Source organism: Halomonas halodenitrificans DSM 735 (assembly GCF_000620045.1).
Classification (GTDB): Bacteria; Pseudomonadota; Gammaproteobacteria; order Pseudomonadales; family Halomonadaceae; genus Halomonas; species Halomonas halodenitrificans.
This window is the reverse complement of sequence record NZ_JHVH01000019.1, coordinates 1-18,120: the sequence shown is the minus strand read 5'-3', so window position 1 is coordinate 18,120 and position 18,120 is coordinate 1. Positions and strand designations below refer to the sequence as shown.

Below are 18,120 nucleotides of genomic sequence, written 5' to 3'. Positions count from 1 at the left end.
ACCTTGTTGACCAAAGTGCAAAGCATGGCGGACTCGCCCGCATTCGGCAAACGGCCGTGTAGCCGTCGCGGGGCAAGCATGCTGTTTCTGCTTGCCCCGCGGCTGGCCGCCTGACGGTGTGGAACTAGTCGGTGAGGCGTAGCTCCCTAAGCAGCGCCTGCAGCGGATGGGGCAGGGTGGCCTTCGATAGCCGCCGGGCCTGGCTGCGGCAGGAGTAGCCGGTGGCCAGCAGGCGGCCGGTATTGGCCTCGTCCTCCACCTTGGGCTGCCAGGACTGGGCGTAGATGGTCCGGGAGGTGTCGAGGTTGCGTGCCTCGTGGCCGTAGGTGCCGGACATGCCGCAGCAGCCGCTGGCGAGAAGCTCGAGCTCCAGGCCGAAGGCGTCGAAGACCTGCTGCCAGGCCCTGGGGCTGCCCGGGGCATTGGTCTTCTCGGTGCAGTGGCTGAGCAGCTTGTAGGCCGGGATACTGTTGCCGCGGGAAGCCGCGAATCCGCTGGGCACCAGCTGGGCGGCGCGTGTCACCAGCCACTCCTGCAGCATCAGCACTTCGGGTACCGCCTGGGGGCCTAGCGCCTTCACATATTCCTGGCGGTAGGTGAGGGTCATGGCCGGGTCGATGCCCACCAGCGCTACCCCGGACTCGGCGAGCATCCCGAGCCGTTCGGCCTGTTTGGTGGCGGTGCGCTCGAAGGCCCCGAGAAAACCCTGCACGTTGAGCGGCTTGCCGTTGGGTGAGAAGGGGGCCACGAAGACCCGGACATCCAGTCGGCTCAGCAGCTCGACGATATCCATGACCAGCCTGGCCTCGAAGTAGCTGGTGAAGGCATCCTGGACGATCACCACGCTGCGTGCCTTCTGGGCCTTGGTCAACAGGCCGAGCGAGGTGGGTGTCGCCTCGGCCACGCCCCAGGCGTCGAGCTGCTTGGCAAGGCTGGCGCGGGAGAGCCGGGGGCTGTCTACCATGCCGATGGGGCCGGCCAGCAGGCGGTCGACCAGGCGATTGCCCAGGGCGGCATTATAGAGCGGCGCGAGGCGCGACAGGGCAGGAATCATGAATTCCAGGCCGCCGATCAGGTAGTCTCGCGGTGGACGCAGGTAGCGGCCATGATAGGCCTCCAGGAACTGCGCGCGCGAGTCCGGCACATTGACCTTGATGGGGCACTGGCCGGCGCAGGCCTTGCAGGCCAGGCATCCCGCCATGGCGTCATACACCTCGTGGGACATATCCGCCTCGCCGCGCCGCCTGGCCAGGGTGTTGCGGAGCCGCTTGGGGAAGGCCTTGATAACGCCCCAGACGCCCTCGGCCCGCTTCTTGCGCGCCTCCTCGACCAGGTCGATGCCGGCCTCTCCCTGCAGGCGCAGCCATTCGCGAATCAGGCTGGCACGCCCCTTGGGAGAGTGGACCCGGTCGCGGGTGGCCTTCCACGACGGACACATGGCGTCGTCGGGGTCGTAGTTATAGCAGGCGCCGTTGCCGTTGCAGTAGACGGTGGCGGCATGGGCCTGCCAGGCCCGCTCGTCGATGGTCCGGTCGAGCTGGCCGCGGGTGGTCACGCCATCGATGGCCAGCAGGCCCGGGTCGCCCCTCCCCGCGGTTTCGGGCGGGGTAGAGGTCTTGCCCGCGGTTTCGGGCGGGGTAGAAAGCGGCGTGGCGATCTTCCCCGGGTTCAGCTGGTTATGGGGATCGAAGGCCGCCTTGATCCGCTGCAGGCTCGGGTAGAGTTCGCCGAAAAAGGTCGGCGCATACTCCGAGCGCACGCCCTTGCCGTGCTCACCCCACAGCAGGCCGCCGTATTGCTGCGTGAGATTCGCCACCTCGTCGGAGATCGTGCGGATCAGTGTCTCCTGTTCGGGGTCCTTCATGTCGATGGCGGGACGTACGTGAAGCACGCCCGCGTCCACATGGCCGAACATGCCGTACTCGAGGCCCCGGGCATCCAGGATGGTGCGGAACTCGGCGATAAAGTCGGCGAGATGCTCCGGCGGCACCGCGGTGTCCTCGACGAAGGGGAGGGGACGCTTCTCTCCCTTGGCATTCCCCAGCAGGCCCACGGCGCGCTTGCGCATGGCGTAGACCCGCTGGATCTGTGCGCGTCCCTGGGCCTGGGTGAAGCCCAGGCGCTGGACGCTCGTGTCGGCCTCGAGATGACGGCAGAAGTCCGCCACGCGATCGCTCAGGCGCGCGGGGTCATCGTCGTTGAATTCCACCAGGTTGATGCCGCGTACCGGGGTATCGCCGGCCGTCGGATCGCCGCTCGGAAAGAACTCTGCGACGCTGTCCCAGACGATATCTTCCATGGCCAGCATCAGGACCCGGTCGTCCACCGTCTCGATGGAGGTCGGACCGGCGGCGCTGCCCTTGAGCGCCCGGGCGTCACGCAGGGCGTCCATGAAGCCGGCGTAGCGAACATTGACCAGGGTCGAGTGCTTGGGAATCGGCAGCACGTTGAGGACGGCCTCGTCGAGAAAGCCGAGAGAGCCCTCGGAGCCGCAGAGCAGGCTGTTCATGTCCAGCCGGCCCTCCGGGTCTCGCAGGTGCGCCAGGTCATAGCCGGTCAAACAGCGGTTGAGGGGCGGAAACTTCTCGGCGATAAGCTCGCCCTGGGTGTCGATGACCTCCCGGGCGGTGCGATAGGCGCGGGCGCTGGTGGTGTCGCGGGAGCAGAGCGCCTCCAGCTCGGCTTCCTCTATCGGGCGGCTGGTCAGCCGCTCGCCCCCCAGCAGCAGCACCTCGAGCTCGAGTACGTGATCGCGGGTCTTGCCGTACTCGCAGCTGCCCTGGCCGCTGGCGTCGGTGGATATCATGCCACCGATGGTGGCGCGGTTGGAGGTGGAGAGATCGGGGGCGAAGAAGAGCCCGAAGGGCTTCAGGGCCGCATTGAGCTGGTCCTTGACCACCCCGGCCTGCACTCGTACCCGGCGCTTGTCGACATCGATATCGAGGATGCGATTCATGTGCCGGGAGACATCCACCATCAGACCGTCGGTAAGCGACTGGCCATTGGTGCCGGTGCCACCACCACGGGGGCCGAGTACCACCTGGCGATGCTCCACCTGGCCGGCCAGGTGGGCAATGCGCTGCAGGTCCTCGCCATTCAGGGGGTAAAGCACCGCCTGGGGCAGACGCTGATAGATGGAGTTGTCGGTGGCGAGTACCGTGCGGTTGGCGTAGTCGGGGGCGATATCGCCCTCGAAGCCGGCGGCTTTCAGGGCCTCGAGGAAGCGGAGGTAGGGCGCGGTGAGCCCTGCGACGGTAGCGGCGTCGGTACTATCGAGTCGTGCGATCATGGGTATCTTCAAGAAGGAAGCGTCAGTGTGTCTACTCTACCGCGCGGGGTCCGAGGTCGCATCCCGGCTGTCTCCTTTCGCGTGGCGCCCTGGCGGCCTTTTGCCTACAATGGTCCGCCTGCTGTGACCCTATCACCGACTGCTACGGACCGGATTCCATGCTCGATCCCAAACTGCTGCGCAGCGACCTCGAGACGGTCGCCCAACGACTCGCCAAGCGAGGCTTTGCCCTGGATATCGACCGCCTTTCGGCGCTGGAGACCCGGCGCCGGGAACTGCAGGCCGAGACCGAGTCGCTGCAGAACGAGCGCAACACCCGCTCCAAGGCGATTGGCAAGGCCAAGGCGTCGGGGGAGGATATCCAGCCGCTGCTCGACGAGGTGAGCGACCTCGGTGATCGCCTGGATGACGCCAAGACACGCCTGGCCGACATCCAGGCCGAGTGGGATGACGTGGTGAGCGGCATTCCCAATCTGCCCCATGAAAGCGTTCCCGAAGGGGCCGACGAGAGCGACAACGTCGAACTGCATCGCTGGGGGCAGCCGCGTCAGTTCGACTTCGCGGTGCGTGACCACGTCGATCTGGGAGAGCTCAGGGGCGACCTCGACTTCGATTTGGCTGCCAAGATCACCGGGGCGCGGTTCGCGGTGATGCGCGGGCCCATCGCGCGGCTGCACCGGGCGCTGACGCAGTTCATGCTCGACAAGCAGACCCAGGAGCATGGCTACGAGGAGTGCTATGTTCCCTATATGGTCAACGAGGCCTCGCTGCGGGGCACCGGCCAGCTGCCCAAGTTCGGCGAGGACCTGTTCCGGCTGGACGATGATCGTGGCTATCATCTGATACCCACCGCCGAGGTGCCGCTGACCAACTTTGCCCGGGACGAGATCCTCGATGCCAAGGCGCTGCCGCTGAAGCTGGCCGCCCATTCGCCCTGTTTTCGCAGCGAGGCCGGTTCCCACGGGCGTGATACCCGGGGGATGATTCGCCAGCATCAGTTCGACAAGGTCGAGATGGTGCAGATGGTGATGCCCGAGCAGAGCTATGCGGCGCTCGAGGAAATGCGTGGCCATGCCGAGGCGATTCTCCAGTCCCTCGAGCTGCCGTATCGTGTGGTGACGCTGTGCACCGGCGATATGGGCTTCGGTGCCGCCAAGACCTATGACATCGAGGTATGGATTCCCAGCCAGGATACCTTCCGGGAAATATCCTCGATCTCCAACTGCGAGGACTTCCAGGCACGTCGCATGCAGGCGCGCTTCCGCCACCCCGACCAAAAGAAGCCCCTGCTGTTGCATACTCTCAACGGTTCCGGCCTGGCAGTGGGCCGCTGTCTGGTAGCGGTGCTGGAGAACTGCCAGCAAGCCGATGGCTCGGTGACGGTGCCCGAGGTACTGCGACCCTATATGGGCGGGCAGCAAGCGATCAATCTGTAAGGCTTGTCTGGGCCTTGGCACATTGAACCCCCGCCGGCGGCGGGGGTTCTGCGTTACAAGGTGGGTGTCGCCGATTGTTGAAGCGTCGCCCAGGGGGCATGATGGAAACCAACAACGGCTTGGGAGGTTCTGATGCAGGACGCGAAAGATGAGTCATCGGGCATCATTCCGCTGAACCTGGTGCTGGCCCTGGCGGCGCTGGTGGTTATCGTGGCCGGAATGCGACTGGGTGCCAGCCTGCTGGTGCCGATGCTGTTGGCGGCCTTTATCGCGGTGGTCTGTACGGCGCCGGTGCTGTGGCTCAATCGTCACGGCCTGAGCCTGCGCCTGGCGGTGTGGCTGACCCTGGTGGTGATCGGCGGCCTGTTTTCGTTGCTGGGGCTGTTGCTGGTCAGTAGTTTCGGCACCTTCGTTGATGCCTTGCCGGATATCGAAAAGAAGCTCTACGACTACTATCTGGGGTTGCTGGATGGTCTGTCGCGGCTGGGGTTGGCCATCGATACCGACCGCCTGGCCGAGCTGCTGGATGCGGAGCAGCTGGGGGAGTGGTTTCCGGCACTGATCGGGGAGGTCGGCAACCTGTTGATGCAGAGTGTGGTCGTCGGGCTGCTGGCGGTGTTCATGCTCTTCGAGACGCTTCACTTCCGCGACAAGCTTTCCCGCGCCTTGGCCAATCCGGCGCCCAGTCTGGAACGTTTCAGCGAGTTCAGCCTGACGCTCAAGCGCTATCTGGCGGTGAAGACGGTGATCAGCCTGGTCACCGGTATCCTGGTATGGATCGCCTGCCAGCTGGTGGGGGTGGATTTTCCGCTGTTGTGGGCGGTGCTTGCCTTCGCCCTCAACTACATTCCGAACATCGGTTCGGCCATTGCGGCAGTGCCGCCGGTCATGCTGCTGCTGGTCTCTCCCGATGGCGGCATGATCGACGCGCTGCTGCTCTCGGCGGCCTATTTGGGCATCAACTTCCTGCTCGGCAATATCGTCGAGCCACGCATAATGGGCAAGGCGCTGGGCCTTTCTACCTTTATCGCCTTCCTGTCCCTGGTGGTCTGGGGGTGGGTCTTCGGCGCCGTGGGCATGCTGTTGTCGGTGGTGTTGACCATGACCCTGAAGATCGCCCTGGATAGCCACCCTCAGACGCGCTGGATCGCCCACCTGCTGGGGCCGGGAGACGAGCCGGCGCTGGTTGAGGCGGACCAGCCGCCTTCCGAACGAGGCGAGTATGACGAGCGGAAAGGGCCTGACGCTTGAAGCTAGAGGCGCCTGACGCTTAAAGATTGCCTCCTGAAACGACATCGCCCCGGCCAAGGCCGGGGCGATGTCGTTGGCAGGGGCTGCCTATCAGCTGTTCTGTTCGATGAACTGGCTGAGCTGGGACTTGGACTGGGCGCCTACCAGCGAAGCGATCTTGGTGCCGGACTTGAACAGCATTACGGTGGGCACGCCGCGCACGCCCTGCTCGGCGGCGATCTCGGGCGCATCGTCAACATTGATGCTGACGATCTTGAGGTTGTCACTACGCTCTTCGGCAACCTCGTCGACCACCGGGGCCATCACCTTGCAGGGGCCGCACCAGGGGGCCCAGAACTTGAGCAGCACCGGCGCGTCGGCCTTGAGAACTTCCTGCTCGAAGTTGGCGTTGGTGACATCGACGTTATTGGCCATGGGGTTCTCCAGTATCGTTGCGCTGCATCGAGCGGATGGGGATGGTCGGACGATGTTAGCGGTCGTCCGGGGTGCTGGCAAATCAAGAATACATATCGGCGACTCATGCGATGCTTGGCATGTTATGCTACAAATGAATTAAAATTGATCCTCTATATACCTTTTTATTGCCTTGACGTCTCCGGCGAGATGGGGGCATGGGAGAGCCGTCATGAAGCTTCAGCAGTTGCGCTACGTCTGGGAAGTCACCCGACACAATCTCAATGTCTCGGCCACCGCCCAGAGCCTGTTTACGTCACAGCCGGGTATCTCCAAGCAGATCCGCCTGCTCGAGGATGAACTGGGCGTCGAGATCTTCGCGCGCAGTGGCAAGCACCTGACTCGGGTTACCCCGGCGGGCCAGGCCATTGTCGAGCTGGCCAGCGAGGTGCTGCGTCTCACCGAGAATATCAAGGAGGTGGCCCAGGAGTTCAGCGATGAGCGCCGCGGTAGCCTGTCGGTCGCCACGACTCATACCCAGGCGCGCTATGCCTTGCCGCCGGTGATTCGCGACTTTACCCGCCAATACCCCGACGTGGCACTGCATATGCAGCAGGGTACCCCCAAGCAGATTGCCCATATGGTCAGCGAGGGTCAGGCCGACTTCGCCATCGCCACCGAATCGCTGGGGCTGTTCAACGACCTGGTACTGTTGCCCTGCTACCGCTGGAACCGCTGCATCCTGGTGCCACAGGGGCATCCGCTGGCGAAGGAGGGCAAGCTGACCCTGGAGGCCATCGCTCGCCACCCGCTGGTCACCTATGTGTTCGGCTTCACCGGTCGGTCCCAACTCGATGATGCCTTTCGCGACAAGGGGCTTACCCCCAATGTGGTGCTGACCGCCGCCGATGCCGATGTGATCAAGACGTACGTTCGGCTGGGGCTGGGCGTGGGTATCGTCGCGGGTATGGCGGTGGACCCGGAGCATGACAGCGACCTGGTGGCGCTGGATGCCAGCCATCTGTTCGCAAGCTCCACCACCAAGATCGGCATCCGCCGCGGAACCTTCATGCGTGGCTACATGTACGACTTCCTGAAGGGCTTCGCGCCCCACCTGGACCGGGATATCGTCGATGCCGCCCTGGCCGCCGGGCCCCGCCACGAGCGTGCCCTGTTCGAGGGTATCGAGTTGCCGCTGCGCTAGGTCATCGGCCTTTTGGCGGGTCGTCGGCTGGCGCCAGCGCCGACATCAGGTGACGGATCTTGTCCCAGGTCTCCTGATACTCTGCCTCCCCATCCGAGTCGGCGACCAGGCCGCCGCCGCCCCATAGGTGCAGGTGTCCGTCGTCTGCCACGGCGGTGCGAATGGCAATGGAGGTATCCATGTGCCCGCGAATGTCTACATAGCCGAGGCTGCCGCAGTAGACACTGCGCCGGCTGGGTTCGAGTTCATCGATGATCTGCATGGCGCGCACCTTGGGCGCGCCGGTGATGGATCCCCCGGGGAAGGCGGCGGCCAGCAGCTCCAGGGGGGTGCGCCCGGGGGCAAGCGTGCCGGTGACCACGCTGACCAGATGGTGAACGTTGACATAGCTCTCCAGGCCACACAGCCGGGGCACCCGCACCGTGCCGGGCTGGCAGCGGCGGCTCAGGTCGTTACGCAACAGGTCGACGATCATCACGTTTTCGGCGCGATCCTTGAGGCTTCCTTCAAGCTCGGCGGCCAGGCGGGCATCGGCGGCGGGGGTATCGCCCCGCGGACGCGTGCCCTTGATGGGGCGGGTTTCCACATGGCCGTGGCGGCACTCCAGGAAACGTTCCGGCGATAGCGAGAGGACCGCCTGCTCGCCATTGGCGGAGGGCCAGGCCATGAAGGCGGAGAAGGGCGTCGGCGTCGCCTGGCGAAGACGCCGATAGGCGTGCCACAGGTCTCCCCGGTAGGGGGCGCTGAAACGCTGGGCCAGGTTGACCTGGTAACAGTCACCGGCCCGAATATAGTGCTGCACGGCCGCGAAACGGGCCATATAGGCCTCAGGGTCGAGTTCGGCGGCAAACGCCCCCGACAGCCGACAGTCGCCCTCCGCTGCGGGGGCGACGTTCAGCCATTCGAGTATCTGGCGGCGCCGCTCCGGGGTGGCCACCAACCAGGCCTCACCACGCTCGTGATCCTGAATCAGCGCCCAGTCATAGAGGCCGACCCGACTGTCGGGCAGTGCCACGGTGCGTCGGGCCCGTTGACCTACCGACTCCAGCTGGTAGCCGAGGTCATAGCTCCAGTAACCGATCAACCCACCCAGGAAGGGAAGCTCGCTTTCCGGCACCCCGGTGGTGCCGGTCAGGCGCTCGAGCAGCGCCTGCTGAGCCGCGAAGGGGTCAAGATGTCGAAGCTCCGGAATGCCTTCCACCCGCCCCGTCTCATCGACTTCCAGTACCGCCAGCGGGTCGCTGGACATGATGTCATAGCGCCCGCCGGGCGCTTCTGGCCGGCCGCTGTCCAGGAGGACGGCACCGGCCCGGCGGCGCAGGCGCGCGAAGGCGGGTAGCGGAGTGGGCCGGTAGGGATGGGGCGTGATCTGGAGCTGGGTGGTCATCGGCAAGCCTATACGGTCGGGGTGCCCATTCTAGGCGCCACGAACGACACTGTCCTCGCCCAGTCGTGGCGGCGATCTCAACGCTGCCGGCTATTATTGTCGACATCCCGAACGCGGGACGCTAGGTTGTCTACAACCAAAGGCGTATTATTCCGTTAAGCCGCCTTATTGACCCGAAGTCGGGCAATGGATACTCTTCTCTTATTCATTAATTGTCGACAATCATCATGAAGCTAGCCGAAGCCGAATCTTCAAGTCCCGAGGTGCGTACCCTTGCCGAGCGCGTCTTCCAGCAGCTGCAGGACGCCATCGTGCGTGGCGAGCTCGTGCCGGGCAGCAAGATCACCGAGCCGGGGCTGTCCAGGGCCTATGGTATCTCTCGCGGACCACTGCGTGAGGCGATGCGTCGGCTGGAAGCCCACCGGCTGATCGAGCGAGTCCCGCATGTCGGTGCTCGCGTGGTGAAGCTCTCCATGAAGGAGCTGCTCGAGCTGTTTGACGTGCGCGAGGCCCTGGAAAGCATGGCCGCACGCCTGGCGGCCGAGCACATGACCGCCGAGGAGATCGCCGGGCTACGCGAGGTGCTCTCGATGCATGAGCACCAGGCCGACCTCAAGAAGGGCGAGGCTTACTTTCAGCGCGAGGGAGACCTGGACTTTCACTACCGCATTGTTCAGGGCAGTCATAACCGCATGCTGGTGACCATGCTCTGTGATGATCTCTACTATCTGGTGCGCCTCTACCGCACTCAGTTCAGCGCCAGCGGTACTCGTCCCCAGCGTGCCTTTGTCGAGCACCACCGCATCGTCGATGCCATCGAGGCCGGCGACGCCGAGTTGTCCGAGCTGCTGATGCGCCGCCACGTCAGTGCCTCGCGAGCCAATGTCGTCGATCGCTATGCCGCTTCTCTCAGGGAGCTGGATGACACCAGCGCCTGACCTCTTACCGGAATCACCAGGAGAAACATCATGACCCAGCAGACTCCCGGCGCGCGCTTTCGCGCCGCCCTCGAGGCCAATCGCCCGCTCTCCATCGTCGGCACTATCAACGCCTATACCGCCATGATGGCCGAGCGCGTGGGCCACCAGGCCATCTACCTCTCCGGTGGCGGCGTGGCCAACGCTTCCTTCGGCTTGCCGGACCTGGGCATGACGACCATGAACGATGTGGTCGAGGACGCGCACCGTATCTGTGGTGCCACCGACCTGCCGCTGCTGGTGGATATCGATACCGGCTGGGGCGGTGCCTTCAATATCGCGCGTACCGTCAAGGAAATGCAGCGCGCCGGTGTGGCGGCGGTACACCTCGAGGACCAGGTGGCCCAGAAGCGCTGCGGTCACCGCCCCAACAAGGCGATCGTTTCACAGCAGGAGATGGTGGATCGCGTCAAGGCCGCCGCCGATGCGCGCCTCGATCCGGATTTCTATCTGATTGCCCGCACCGATGCCTTCCAGAAGGATGGGCTGGATGCCGCCATCGAGCGCTCCCAGGCCTGCATCGAGGCCGGTGCCGACGCCATCTTCGCCGAAGCGGTGCATACCCTGGATGACTACCGGGCCTTCTGCGAGCGCGTTGACGCCCCGGTTCTGGCCAATATCACCGAGTTCGGCGCCACTCCGCTGTTCTCCCAGCAAGAGCTCGCCGAGGTGGGCTGTCGCATGGTGCTCTACCCCCTGTCCGCCTTCCGCGCCATGAATGCGGCGGCGCTCAAGGTCTACCAGAGCATTCATGACACTGGCCATCAGCGCGATGTGGTCGACACCATGCAGACCCGCGACGAGCTCTACGACTTCCTCAACTATCACAGCTTCGAGCAGAAGCTCGATGCCTTGTTCACGGAAAGCCAGCTCGCCGAGAAGGGCGGCGACGCCTGAGGCGCGCCCTACGTCGAAAATATTATCAAGAGGAGAGATGACATGGCTGATAAACCCGTTAGTGGCGCAGGCCTGCGCGGCCAGAGTGCCGGCACTACCGCGCTGTGTACCGTTGGCCAGACCGGCTCCGGTCTGACCTACCGCGGCTTCGACATCAAGGAGCTGGCGGAGAAGGCGAAGTTTGAAGAAGTGGCCTACCTGCTGCTCAAGGGCAAGCTGCCCAATCAGGCCGAGCTCGATGCCTATATCACCAAGCTCAAGGGCCTGCGTGCACTGCCTGCCGCACTCAAGACCGTGCTCGAGCAGATTCCGAAGGATGCCCATCCGATGGACGTGATGCGTACCGGCGCCTCCATGCTGGGCAACCTCGAGACCGAGCAGAGCTTCGACGAGCAGCAGGACGTTTCCGATCGCCTGCTGGCCGTGCTGCCGTCGATCATCTGCTACTGGTACCGCTTCAGTCACGATGGTGTGCGTATCGAGACCGAAACCGACGACGCCTCCGTGGGTGGCCACTTCCTGCATATGCTGCGCGGTGAGCCGGCCTCGGAGCTGCACGCCCGGGTCATGAACGTCTCGTTGATTCTCTACGCCGAGCACGAGTTCAACGCTTCAACCTTCACGGCTCGCGTGTGTGCCTCCACGCTCTCCGACATGCACTCCTGCGTGACCGGCGCCATCGGTTCCCTGCGTGGCCCGCTGCACGGCGGTGCCAACGAGGCGGCCATGGCGATGATCGAGAACTGGCAGTCTGCGGAAGAGGCCGAGCGCGAGATTCTCGGCATGCTCGAGCGCAAGGACAAGATCATGGGCTTCGGCCATGCGATCTATCGCGAATCCGACCCGCGCAACGCCATCATCAAGGAGTGGTCGAAGAGGCTCGCCGAGGATGTGGGCGACAGCGTCCTCTACCCGGTCTCCGAGCGCGTCGAGGCGGTCATGTGGCGCGAGAAGAAGCTGTTCTGCAACGCCGACTTCTTCCATGCCAGCGCCTATCACTTCATGGACATTCCCACCAAGCTGTTTACGCCGATCTTCGTGATGTCGCGGCTGACCGGCTGGGCCGCGCACGTTTTCGAGCAGCGTGCCAACAATCGCATCATTCGTCCCAGCGCCGATTATGTGGGCCCCGAGAAGAGCGAATGGGTGCCGATCGAACAGCGTGACTGATCGATCAGGGCCTTGCAGGGCGGCCTTACGAGCCGCCCTGTTGCATTTTTCCGCCTCGCGGCCAGCCGTCAGCAAGAGACTCCGATGCCATGAATACTGATTATCGTAAACCGCTTCCCGGTACCGAGCTGGACTACTTCGACGTGCGTGCGGCCGTCGAGGAGATCCAGCCCGGTGCCTATGACACTCTTCCCTATACATCCCGGGTACTGGCCGAGCAGCTGGTGCGCCGCTGCGAACCGGAGATGCTGACCGATTCGCTGAAGCAGTTGATCGAGCGGCGCCGGGACCTGGACTTTCCCTGGTACCCCGCTCGTGTGGTGTGCCACGACATCCTCGGCCAGACGGCACTCGTCGACCTTGCCGGTCTGCGTGACGCCATCGCCGAGGAAGGGGGAGACCCGTCCAAGGTCAATCCGGTGGTACCCACTCAGCTGATCGTCGACCACTCCCTGGCCGTCGAACATGCGGGGTTCGAGCAGGACGCCTTCGACAAGAACCGCGCCATCGAGGATCGTCGCAACGAGGACCGCTTCCACTTCATCGAGTGGACCAAGACCGCCTTCGAGAACGTCGACGTGATCCCCGCCGGCAACGGCATCATGCACCAGATCAATCTGGAAAAGATGTCGCCGGTAGTGCAGGCCCGCCCCGATGAAAACGGAAGGCAGGTGGCCTTTCCCGACACCTGCGTGGGTACCGACAGCCACACTCCGCATATCGACTGCCTGGGTGTGATTGCCATCGGTGTCGGCGGCCTCGAGGCCGAGACCGTGATGCTGGGGCGTCCCTCCATGATGCGTCTTCCCGATATCGTCGGCGTGGAGCTGACCGGCAAGCGACAGCCCGGTATCACCGCCACCGATATCGTGCTGGCGATCACCGAGTTTCTGCGCCAGGAGCGCGTGGTCGGTGCCTATCTGGAGTTCTTCGGCGAGGGGGCCAGGAGCCTGACCATCGGCGACCGTGCCACCATCTCCAACATGACACCGGAGTATGGTGCCTCCGCGGCGATGTTCTATATCGATGAGCAGACCCTCGACTACCTGACGGTCACCGGCCGCGAGCCGGAGCAGGTCAAGCTGGTCGAGACCTATGCCAAGCAGACCGGCCTGTGGGCCGACAGCCTGGCAGGAGTCGAGTATGAGCGGGTGCTGACCTTCGATCTCTCCACCGTCGAGCGCAATCTGGCGGGTCCTTCCAACCCCCATCGTCGCCTGGCGACCAGCGACCTGGAGAAGCGTGGTATCGCCGTCGACTACGACAAGGCCCAGGCGGAAGAGAAGGAGGGCAAGCTGCCGGATGGGGCGGTCATCATCGCCGCCATCACCAGCTGCACCAATACCTCCAATCCGCGCAACGTGGTGGCGGCCGGGCTCCTGGCCAAGAAGGCCAACGAGCTGGGTCTGATTCGCAAGCCCTGGGTCAAGTCTTCCTTCGCGCCAGGCTCGAAGGTCGCGCGCCTCTATCTCGAGGAGGCGGGCCTGCTGCCTGAACTGGAGGCGCTTGGCTTCGGTATCGTCGCCTATGCATGCACCACCTGTAACGGCATGTCCGGCGCCCTGGACCCCGAGATTCAGCAGGAGATCATCGACCGCGACCTGTATTCCACCGCGGTGCTCTCCGGCAACCGCAACTTCGATGGCCGCATTCACCCCTACGCGAAGCAAGCCTTTCTGGCCTCGCCACCGCTGGTGGTGGCCTATGCCATCGCCGGCACCGTGCGTTTCGATATCGAGAAGGACGTGCTGGGTACCGACCAGAACGGCAACCCGGTAACACTCAAGGATCTCTGGCCTTCCGACGAGGAGATCGATGCCATCGTCGCCGAGCACGTCAAGCCGGAACAGTTCAACCGGGTCTATATCCCGATGTTCGACCTGGACGCTGCCGAGAGGGCCGAGAGTCCGCTCTACGACTGGCGCCCGCAGAGCACCTATATTCGCCGCCCGCCATACTGGGAAGGCAAGATGGCCGCGGAGCGTGCACTCAAGGGCATGCGACCGCTGGCGATCCTGCCGGACAACATCACGACCGACCACCTGTCGCCGTCCAATGCGATCATGATGGATAGTGCCGCCGGGGAGTATCTGCACAAGATGGGCCTGCCCGAGGAGGACTTCAACTCCTACGCCACCCACCGTGGCGATCACCTCACGGCCCAACGGGCTACCCTGGCCAACCCCAAGCTGTTCAACGAGATGGTGCGGGACGAGAACGGCGAGGTCGTGCAGGGATCGCTGGCGCGAGTCGAGCCGGAAGGCGAGGTGATGCGCATGTGGGAAGCCATCGAGACCTACATGGATCGCCGACAGCCGCTGATCGTTATCGCCGGCGCCGACTATGGTCAGGGCTCCTCGCGTGACTGGGCGGCCAAGGGCGTGGCCCTGGCCGGGGTCGAGACGATCGTGGCCGAGGGCTTCGAGCGCATCCACCGCACCAATCTGATCGGCATGGGCGTGATGCCGTTGCAGTTCCAGGAAGGCACGACTCGCCACACCCTGCAGCTTGATGGCACCGAGACCTACGATGTCGAAGGCAAGCCGACGCCGGGGGCAACCCTCGAACTGGTCATCCACCGCAAGACCGGCGACGTTGAGCGGGTGCCGGTGATCTGTCGCCTGGATACCGCCGAAGAGGTCACCGTCTACTCCGCCGGCGGTGTGCTGCAGCGCTTCGCCAAGGACTTCCTGGAATCCGAAGAGGTGGCGAGCGCATGAGCCAGCTACCTCAGATCAAGGTCCCCGCCACCTATATGCGTGGCGGTACCAGCAAGGGAGTCTTCTTCAAGCTCGGCGATCTGCCGGAGGCCGCCCGGGTGCCGGGTGAGGCGCGTGACCGGCTGCTGATGCGGGTGATCGGCAGCCCGGATCCCTACCAGAAGCAGATCGACGGCATGGGGGGAGCCACTTCGAGCACCAGCAAGACGGTGATCCTGAGTCGCAGCGAGAGCCCCGAGCATGACGTGGATTACCTGTTCGGTCAGGTCGCCATCGACAAGGCCTTCGTCGACTGGAGCGGCAACTGCGGTAACCTCTCCGCGGCGGTAGGGCCCTTCGCGATAAGCAATGGCCTGGTGGATCCGGCGCGTATTCCGGATAACGGCGAGGTCGAGGTGCGCATCTGGCAGGCCAATATCGGCAAGACCATCGTCTCCCGGGTGCCGATCCGCGACGGTGAGGTACAGGAAACCGGCGACTTCGAGCTCGACGGGGTGACCTTTCCGGCCGCGGAGGTTCCGGTGGCCTTCAAGGACCCGGCCGACGGTGAGGGCGCCATCTTCCCCACCGGCAACCTGGTGGATGACCTGGAGGTGCCCGGCGTCGGTGCCTTCAAGGCAACCCTGATCAACGCCGGCATTCCGACCGTTTTCGTCAAGGCAGATGAACACGGCTACACGGGTACCGAGCTGCAGGACGTCATCAACGGCGATGCCGAGGCGCTGGAGAGGTTCGAGGCCATCCGCGCCCATGGCGCGGTGAAGATGGGGCTGATTGCCGATGTCAGCGAGGCGGCGGCCCGTCAGCACACGCCCAAGGTGGCCTTCGTGGCACCGCCGAGCGACTACATTGCCTCCAGCGGCAAGCGGGTCATGGCCGACAATATCGATCTGGTGGTGCGAGCCCTCTCCATGGGCAAGCTGCATCATGCCATGATGGGCACCGCGGCGGTGGCCATTGCCTCGGCCGCCGCCATTGAAGGCACCCTGGTCAACCTGGCCGCAGGGGGGGGCAAGCGTAACGCCGTCATCTTCGGGCATCCCTCGGGTACTCTGCGAGTAGGGGCCGAGGCCAGCCTGGTGGGTGACCGCTGGGTGATCGACGAAGCGGTGATGAGCCGCAGCGCTCGAGTGCTGATGGAAGGCTGGGTACGCGTGCCCGGCGACAGCGTCTAGCCTGGCTTCGATCAAGGGGCGAATCGTCTGACGGGATGGCGAGCATCACTTGTCGATGTCGCTGAATACAGAACGCCTCGGATCGCAGGATTCGGGGCGTTTTCTATAGTGGTAGGGTAGAAGGTCAAACGATATCAGGAGGGAGGTAGCCATGAGTACCGTGGAAGCCAACGTACGTCCGGATTATGATGTCGAGCTGCAGAAGATCGCCGACTATGTGCTGAACTATCGCATCGCAAGCGAGGAGGCCTGGGATACGGCCCGGCTCTGCCTGATGGATACCCTGGGTTGTGGGCTGCTGGCGCTGCGTTTCCCGGAATGCACCAAGCACCTCGGCCCGCTGGTGGAGGGCACCATCGTGCCTCATGGCGCTCGTGTGCCGGGCACCTCCTTTCGACTCGACCCCGTGAAGGCGGCCTGGGATATCGGCGCCATCGTGCGCTGGCTCGATTACAACGATACCTGGCTGGCGGCCGAGTGGGGCCATCCGTCGGATAACCTGGGTGCCATCCTCGCCGTGGCCGATCATCTCTCCCAGAAGCGAGTGGCCGAGGGTGAGGCGCCGCTGGTGATGCGCGATGTCCTGGAGGCCATGGTCATGGCCCACGAGATCCAGGGCGTGCTGGCGCTGGAAAACTCCTTCAACCGCGTGGGTCTCGACCATGTAGTGCTGGTCAAGGTGGCCTCCACGGCGGTAGTGGCGAGGCTGCTCGGGGCCGACCGCGAGCAACTGCTCGCGGCGCTTTCCCACGCCTGGGTCGATGGCCAGAGCCTGCGTACCTACCGCCATGCCCCCAATGCCGGTTCACGCAAGAGCTGGGCGGCAGGGGATGCCACTTCGCGTGCGGTGCGACTGGCCGATATGGCCCTGCGCGGGGAAATGGGGGTCCCGGGGGCGCTTACGGCCCCACAGTGGGGCTTCTATGATGTGCTGTTCAGCCATACCAACCGCGACCTGGCGACCAAGCCGGAAGGGGAGCGCCGTTTCCGCTTCCAGCGTGACTTCGGCAGCTATGTGATGGAGAACATCCTCTTCAAGCTCTCCTTTCCGGCCGAGTTTCATGCGCAAACCGCCTGTGAAGCGGCGGTGACTCTGCATCAGGAGGTGAAAGGGCGCATCGACGAGATCGACCGGATCGTGATCACCACCCACGAGTCGGCGATTCGTATCATCTCCAAGGAGGGAGCCCTGGCCAACCCGGCAGATCGCGATCACTGCCTGCAGTACATGGTGGCCGTACCCTTGATCCTGGGGGAGTTGACTGCGGAGCATTATGAAGATGACTTTCATGCCGCACACCCCGAGATCGATACATTGCGTGGCAAGATGGAAGTGGTAGAGGAGCCACGCTATACCCGTGACTATCTGGATCCCGAGAAGCGCTCGATTGCCAATGCCATCCAGGTCTTCTTTACCGATGGTACCTCGACCGACCGGATCGACGTGGAGTATCCCATCGGGCACCGTCGGCGTCGTAGTGACGGTATTCCGGTATTGGAGGAAAAGTTTCGGCGCAATCTCGAGACCCGTTTCCCCCGGCCACGAAGCGAAAGGATTCTCGCGCTCTGTCGGGATCGGCAGGGATTTGAGGCAACACCGGTTCAGCGTTTCATGGACCTCCTGGTGATCTGAGGGCGGCCCGGAAAAGGTGTTTGAAACTTTTTTACGCCGAGGGCTTGCAGGCCCGAGGGGAAAGCCGTAAAGTACGCATCCGCTGCCGGCAACGGGCAAACGTTGCAGGCGGTGAATGTGGCAGAAGTGACTGTTCTGCAATGGGTTTTTCGGAAGTTTTCGAAAATCACCGGTTGACAGTCGCGGCAGATTCGGTAGAATGTGCGCCACTCGTGACGAGGTCTCATTGAGGCGTCAGGCGAACCTCTCGATGCTTCGGTGTCGATGAGTGTCGGTCACCCGGCAGCTTCCACGGAACGCTAAACAGGGTTGACAACGACAGCCGGTCATGTAGAATACGCCTTCCTCGCAGGGCGCTGGTGAGGCCGCCGACTTCCACGAAGTCACAGGCTCGGCAGCAAGCGAGACGCTCTGCCTCTAACGAGGTGTGAGCCGCTCTTTAACAATCGATCAGGTAATTCATGTGGGCGCTTGTCGATGGCTCGGTGATCCATATCATTGAACCATCAAGGCAAGCGACTCGTCATAGATCGCAAGATCTATTTGAGACGTTTGAACCTTGAGCCAAGTTTGGTGCTACTCAAGCAC

12 protein-coding genes are annotated in these 18,120 nt (G+C 63.8%); 9 read left to right on the top strand and 3 right to left on the bottom strand.

The window, feature by feature from the left end; translation table 11 throughout:
• Nucleotides 1–124 precede the first annotated feature (124 nt).
• Nucleotides 125–3,289: a D-2-hydroxyglutarate dehydrogenase YdiJ gene (ydiJ, locus tag Q358_RS0109825; RefSeq protein WP_027961875.1), complete on the bottom strand. Its 3,165-nt coding sequence runs from the start codon at nt 3,287–3,289 to the stop codon at nt 125–127.
• A gap of 158 nt (nt 3,290–3,447) precedes the next feature.
• On the opposite strand from ydiJ, the gene serS reads away from it, so the two are divergent.
• Together serS and Q358_RS0109815 are read left to right on the top strand one after the other, a co-directional pair.
• Nucleotides 3,448–4,725: a serine--tRNA ligase gene (gene serS / locus Q358_RS0109820; protein WP_027961874.1), complete on the top strand. Its 1,278-nt coding sequence runs from the start codon at nt 3,448–3,450 to the stop codon at nt 4,723–4,725.
• 132 nt (nt 4,726–4,857) lie between these two features.
• A complete protein-coding gene (locus tag Q358_RS0109815; RefSeq protein WP_027961873.1) occupies nt 4,858–5,976 on the top strand; it encodes an AI-2E family transporter in 1,119 nt (372 codons plus the stop codon).
• Between the two features lie 90 nt (nt 5,977–6,066).
• On the opposite strand, the gene trxA is transcribed toward Q358_RS0109815, so the two are convergent.
• The gene (trxA, locus tag Q358_RS0109810; protein ID WP_027961872.1) at nt 6,067–6,390 is read right to left on the bottom strand and encodes a thioredoxin; all 324 of its coding nucleotides are present in this window, start codon (nt 6,388–6,390) and stop codon (nt 6,067–6,069) included.
• Nucleotides 6,391–6,601: 211 nt separating this feature from the next.
• On the opposite strand from trxA, the gene cysB reads away from it, so the two are divergent.
• The gene (gene cysB / locus Q358_RS0109805) at nt 6,602–7,573 is read left to right on the top strand and encodes an HTH-type transcriptional regulator CysB (RefSeq protein WP_027961871.1); all 972 of its coding nucleotides are present in this window, start codon (nt 6,602–6,604) and stop codon (nt 7,571–7,573) included.
• A 1-nt stretch (nt 7,574) separates the two neighbouring features.
• Here the strand turns inward: cysB and pabB are convergent, their stop codons facing one another.
• A complete protein-coding gene (gene pabB, locus Q358_RS0109800) occupies nt 7,575–8,960 on the bottom strand; it encodes an aminodeoxychorismate synthase component I (RefSeq protein ID WP_027961870.1) in 1,386 nt (461 codons plus the stop codon).
• Between the two features lie 227 nt (nt 8,961–9,187).
• On the opposite strand from pabB, the gene Q358_RS0109795 reads away from it, so the two are divergent.
• The 6 genes from Q358_RS0109795 (at nt 9,188) to Q358_RS0109770 (ending at nt 17,532) form a co-directional block, all read left to right on the top strand.
• Nucleotides 9,188–9,898: a GntR family transcriptional regulator gene (locus Q358_RS0109795; protein ID WP_027961869.1), complete on the top strand. Its 711-nt coding sequence runs from the start codon at nt 9,188–9,190 to the stop codon at nt 9,896–9,898.
• A gap of 30 nt (nt 9,899–9,928) precedes the next feature.
• Complete coding sequence (prpB, locus tag Q358_RS0109790) at nt 9,929–10,834, top strand: methylisocitrate lyase (protein ID WP_027961868.1); 906 nt, start codon at nt 9,929–9,931, stop codon at nt 10,832–10,834.
• A gap of 42 nt (nt 10,835–10,876) precedes the next feature.
• Nucleotides 10,877–12,004, top strand: coding sequence for a bifunctional 2-methylcitrate synthase/citrate synthase (gene prpC / locus Q358_RS0109785; protein WP_027961867.1), 1,128 nt, complete (start codon nt 10,877–10,879; stop codon nt 12,002–12,004).
• A gap of 89 nt (nt 12,005–12,093) precedes the next feature.
• Entirely contained in the window at nt 12,094–14,724 is a 2,631-nt protein-coding gene (acnD, locus tag Q358_RS0109780; protein WP_027961866.1) for a Fe/S-dependent 2-methylisocitrate dehydratase AcnD, read from the top strand.
• On the top strand, nt 14,721–15,899 hold the full coding sequence (gene prpF / locus Q358_RS0109775; RefSeq protein WP_027961865.1) for a 2-methylaconitate cis-trans isomerase PrpF: 1,179 nt from the start codon (nt 14,721–14,723) through the stop codon (nt 15,897–15,899). Before acnD ends, prpF begins: the two co-directional genes overlap by 4 nt.
• A 151-nt stretch (nt 15,900–16,050) precedes the next feature.
• Complete coding sequence (locus tag Q358_RS0109770; protein ID WP_027961864.1) at nt 16,051–17,532, top strand: bifunctional 2-methylcitrate dehydratase/aconitate hydratase; 1,482 nt, start codon at nt 16,051–16,053, stop codon at nt 17,530–17,532.
• Nucleotides 17,533–18,120 lie beyond the last annotated feature (588 nt).

Excerpts from the sequence above, each read along its gene's own strand:
- Q358_RS0109770 (WP_027961864.1), top strand. The coding sequence starts at position 16,051 with ATGAGTACCGTGGAAGCCAACGTACGTCCGGATTATGATGTCGAGCTG.
- trxA (WP_027961872.1), bottom strand. The coding sequence starts at position 6,390 with ATGGCCAATAACGTCGATGTCACCAACGCCAACTTCGAGCAGGAAGTT.
- ydiJ (WP_027961875.1), bottom strand. The coding sequence starts at position 3,289 with ATGATCGCACGACTCGATAGTACCGACGCCGCTACCGTCGCAGGGCTC.
- acnD (WP_027961866.1), top strand. The coding sequence starts at position 12,094 with ATGAATACTGATTATCGTAAACCGCTTCCCGGTACCGAGCTGGACTAC.
- pabB (WP_027961870.1), bottom strand. The coding sequence starts at position 8,960 with ATGACCACCCAGCTCCAGATCACGCCCCATCCCTACCGGCCCACTCCG.
- serS (WP_027961874.1), top strand. The coding sequence starts at position 3,448 with ATGCTCGATCCCAAACTGCTGCGCAGCGACCTCGAGACGGTCGCCCAA.
- Q358_RS0109815 (WP_027961873.1), top strand. The coding sequence starts at position 4,858 with ATGCAGGACGCGAAAGATGAGTCATCGGGCATCATTCCGCTGAACCTG.
- Q358_RS0109795 (WP_027961869.1), top strand. The coding sequence starts at position 9,188 with ATGAAGCTAGCCGAAGCCGAATCTTCAAGTCCCGAGGTGCGTACCCTT.
- prpC (WP_027961867.1), top strand. The coding sequence starts at position 10,877 with ATGGCTGATAAACCCGTTAGTGGCGCAGGCCTGCGCGGCCAGAGTGCC.
- prpB (WP_027961868.1), top strand. The coding sequence starts at position 9,929 with ATGACCCAGCAGACTCCCGGCGCGCGCTTTCGCGCCGCCCTCGAGGCC.
- prpF (WP_027961865.1), top strand. The coding sequence starts at position 14,721 with ATGAGCCAGCTACCTCAGATCAAGGTCCCCGCCACCTATATGCGTGGC.
- cysB (WP_027961871.1), top strand. The coding sequence starts at position 6,602 with ATGAAGCTTCAGCAGTTGCGCTACGTCTGGGAAGTCACCCGACACAAT.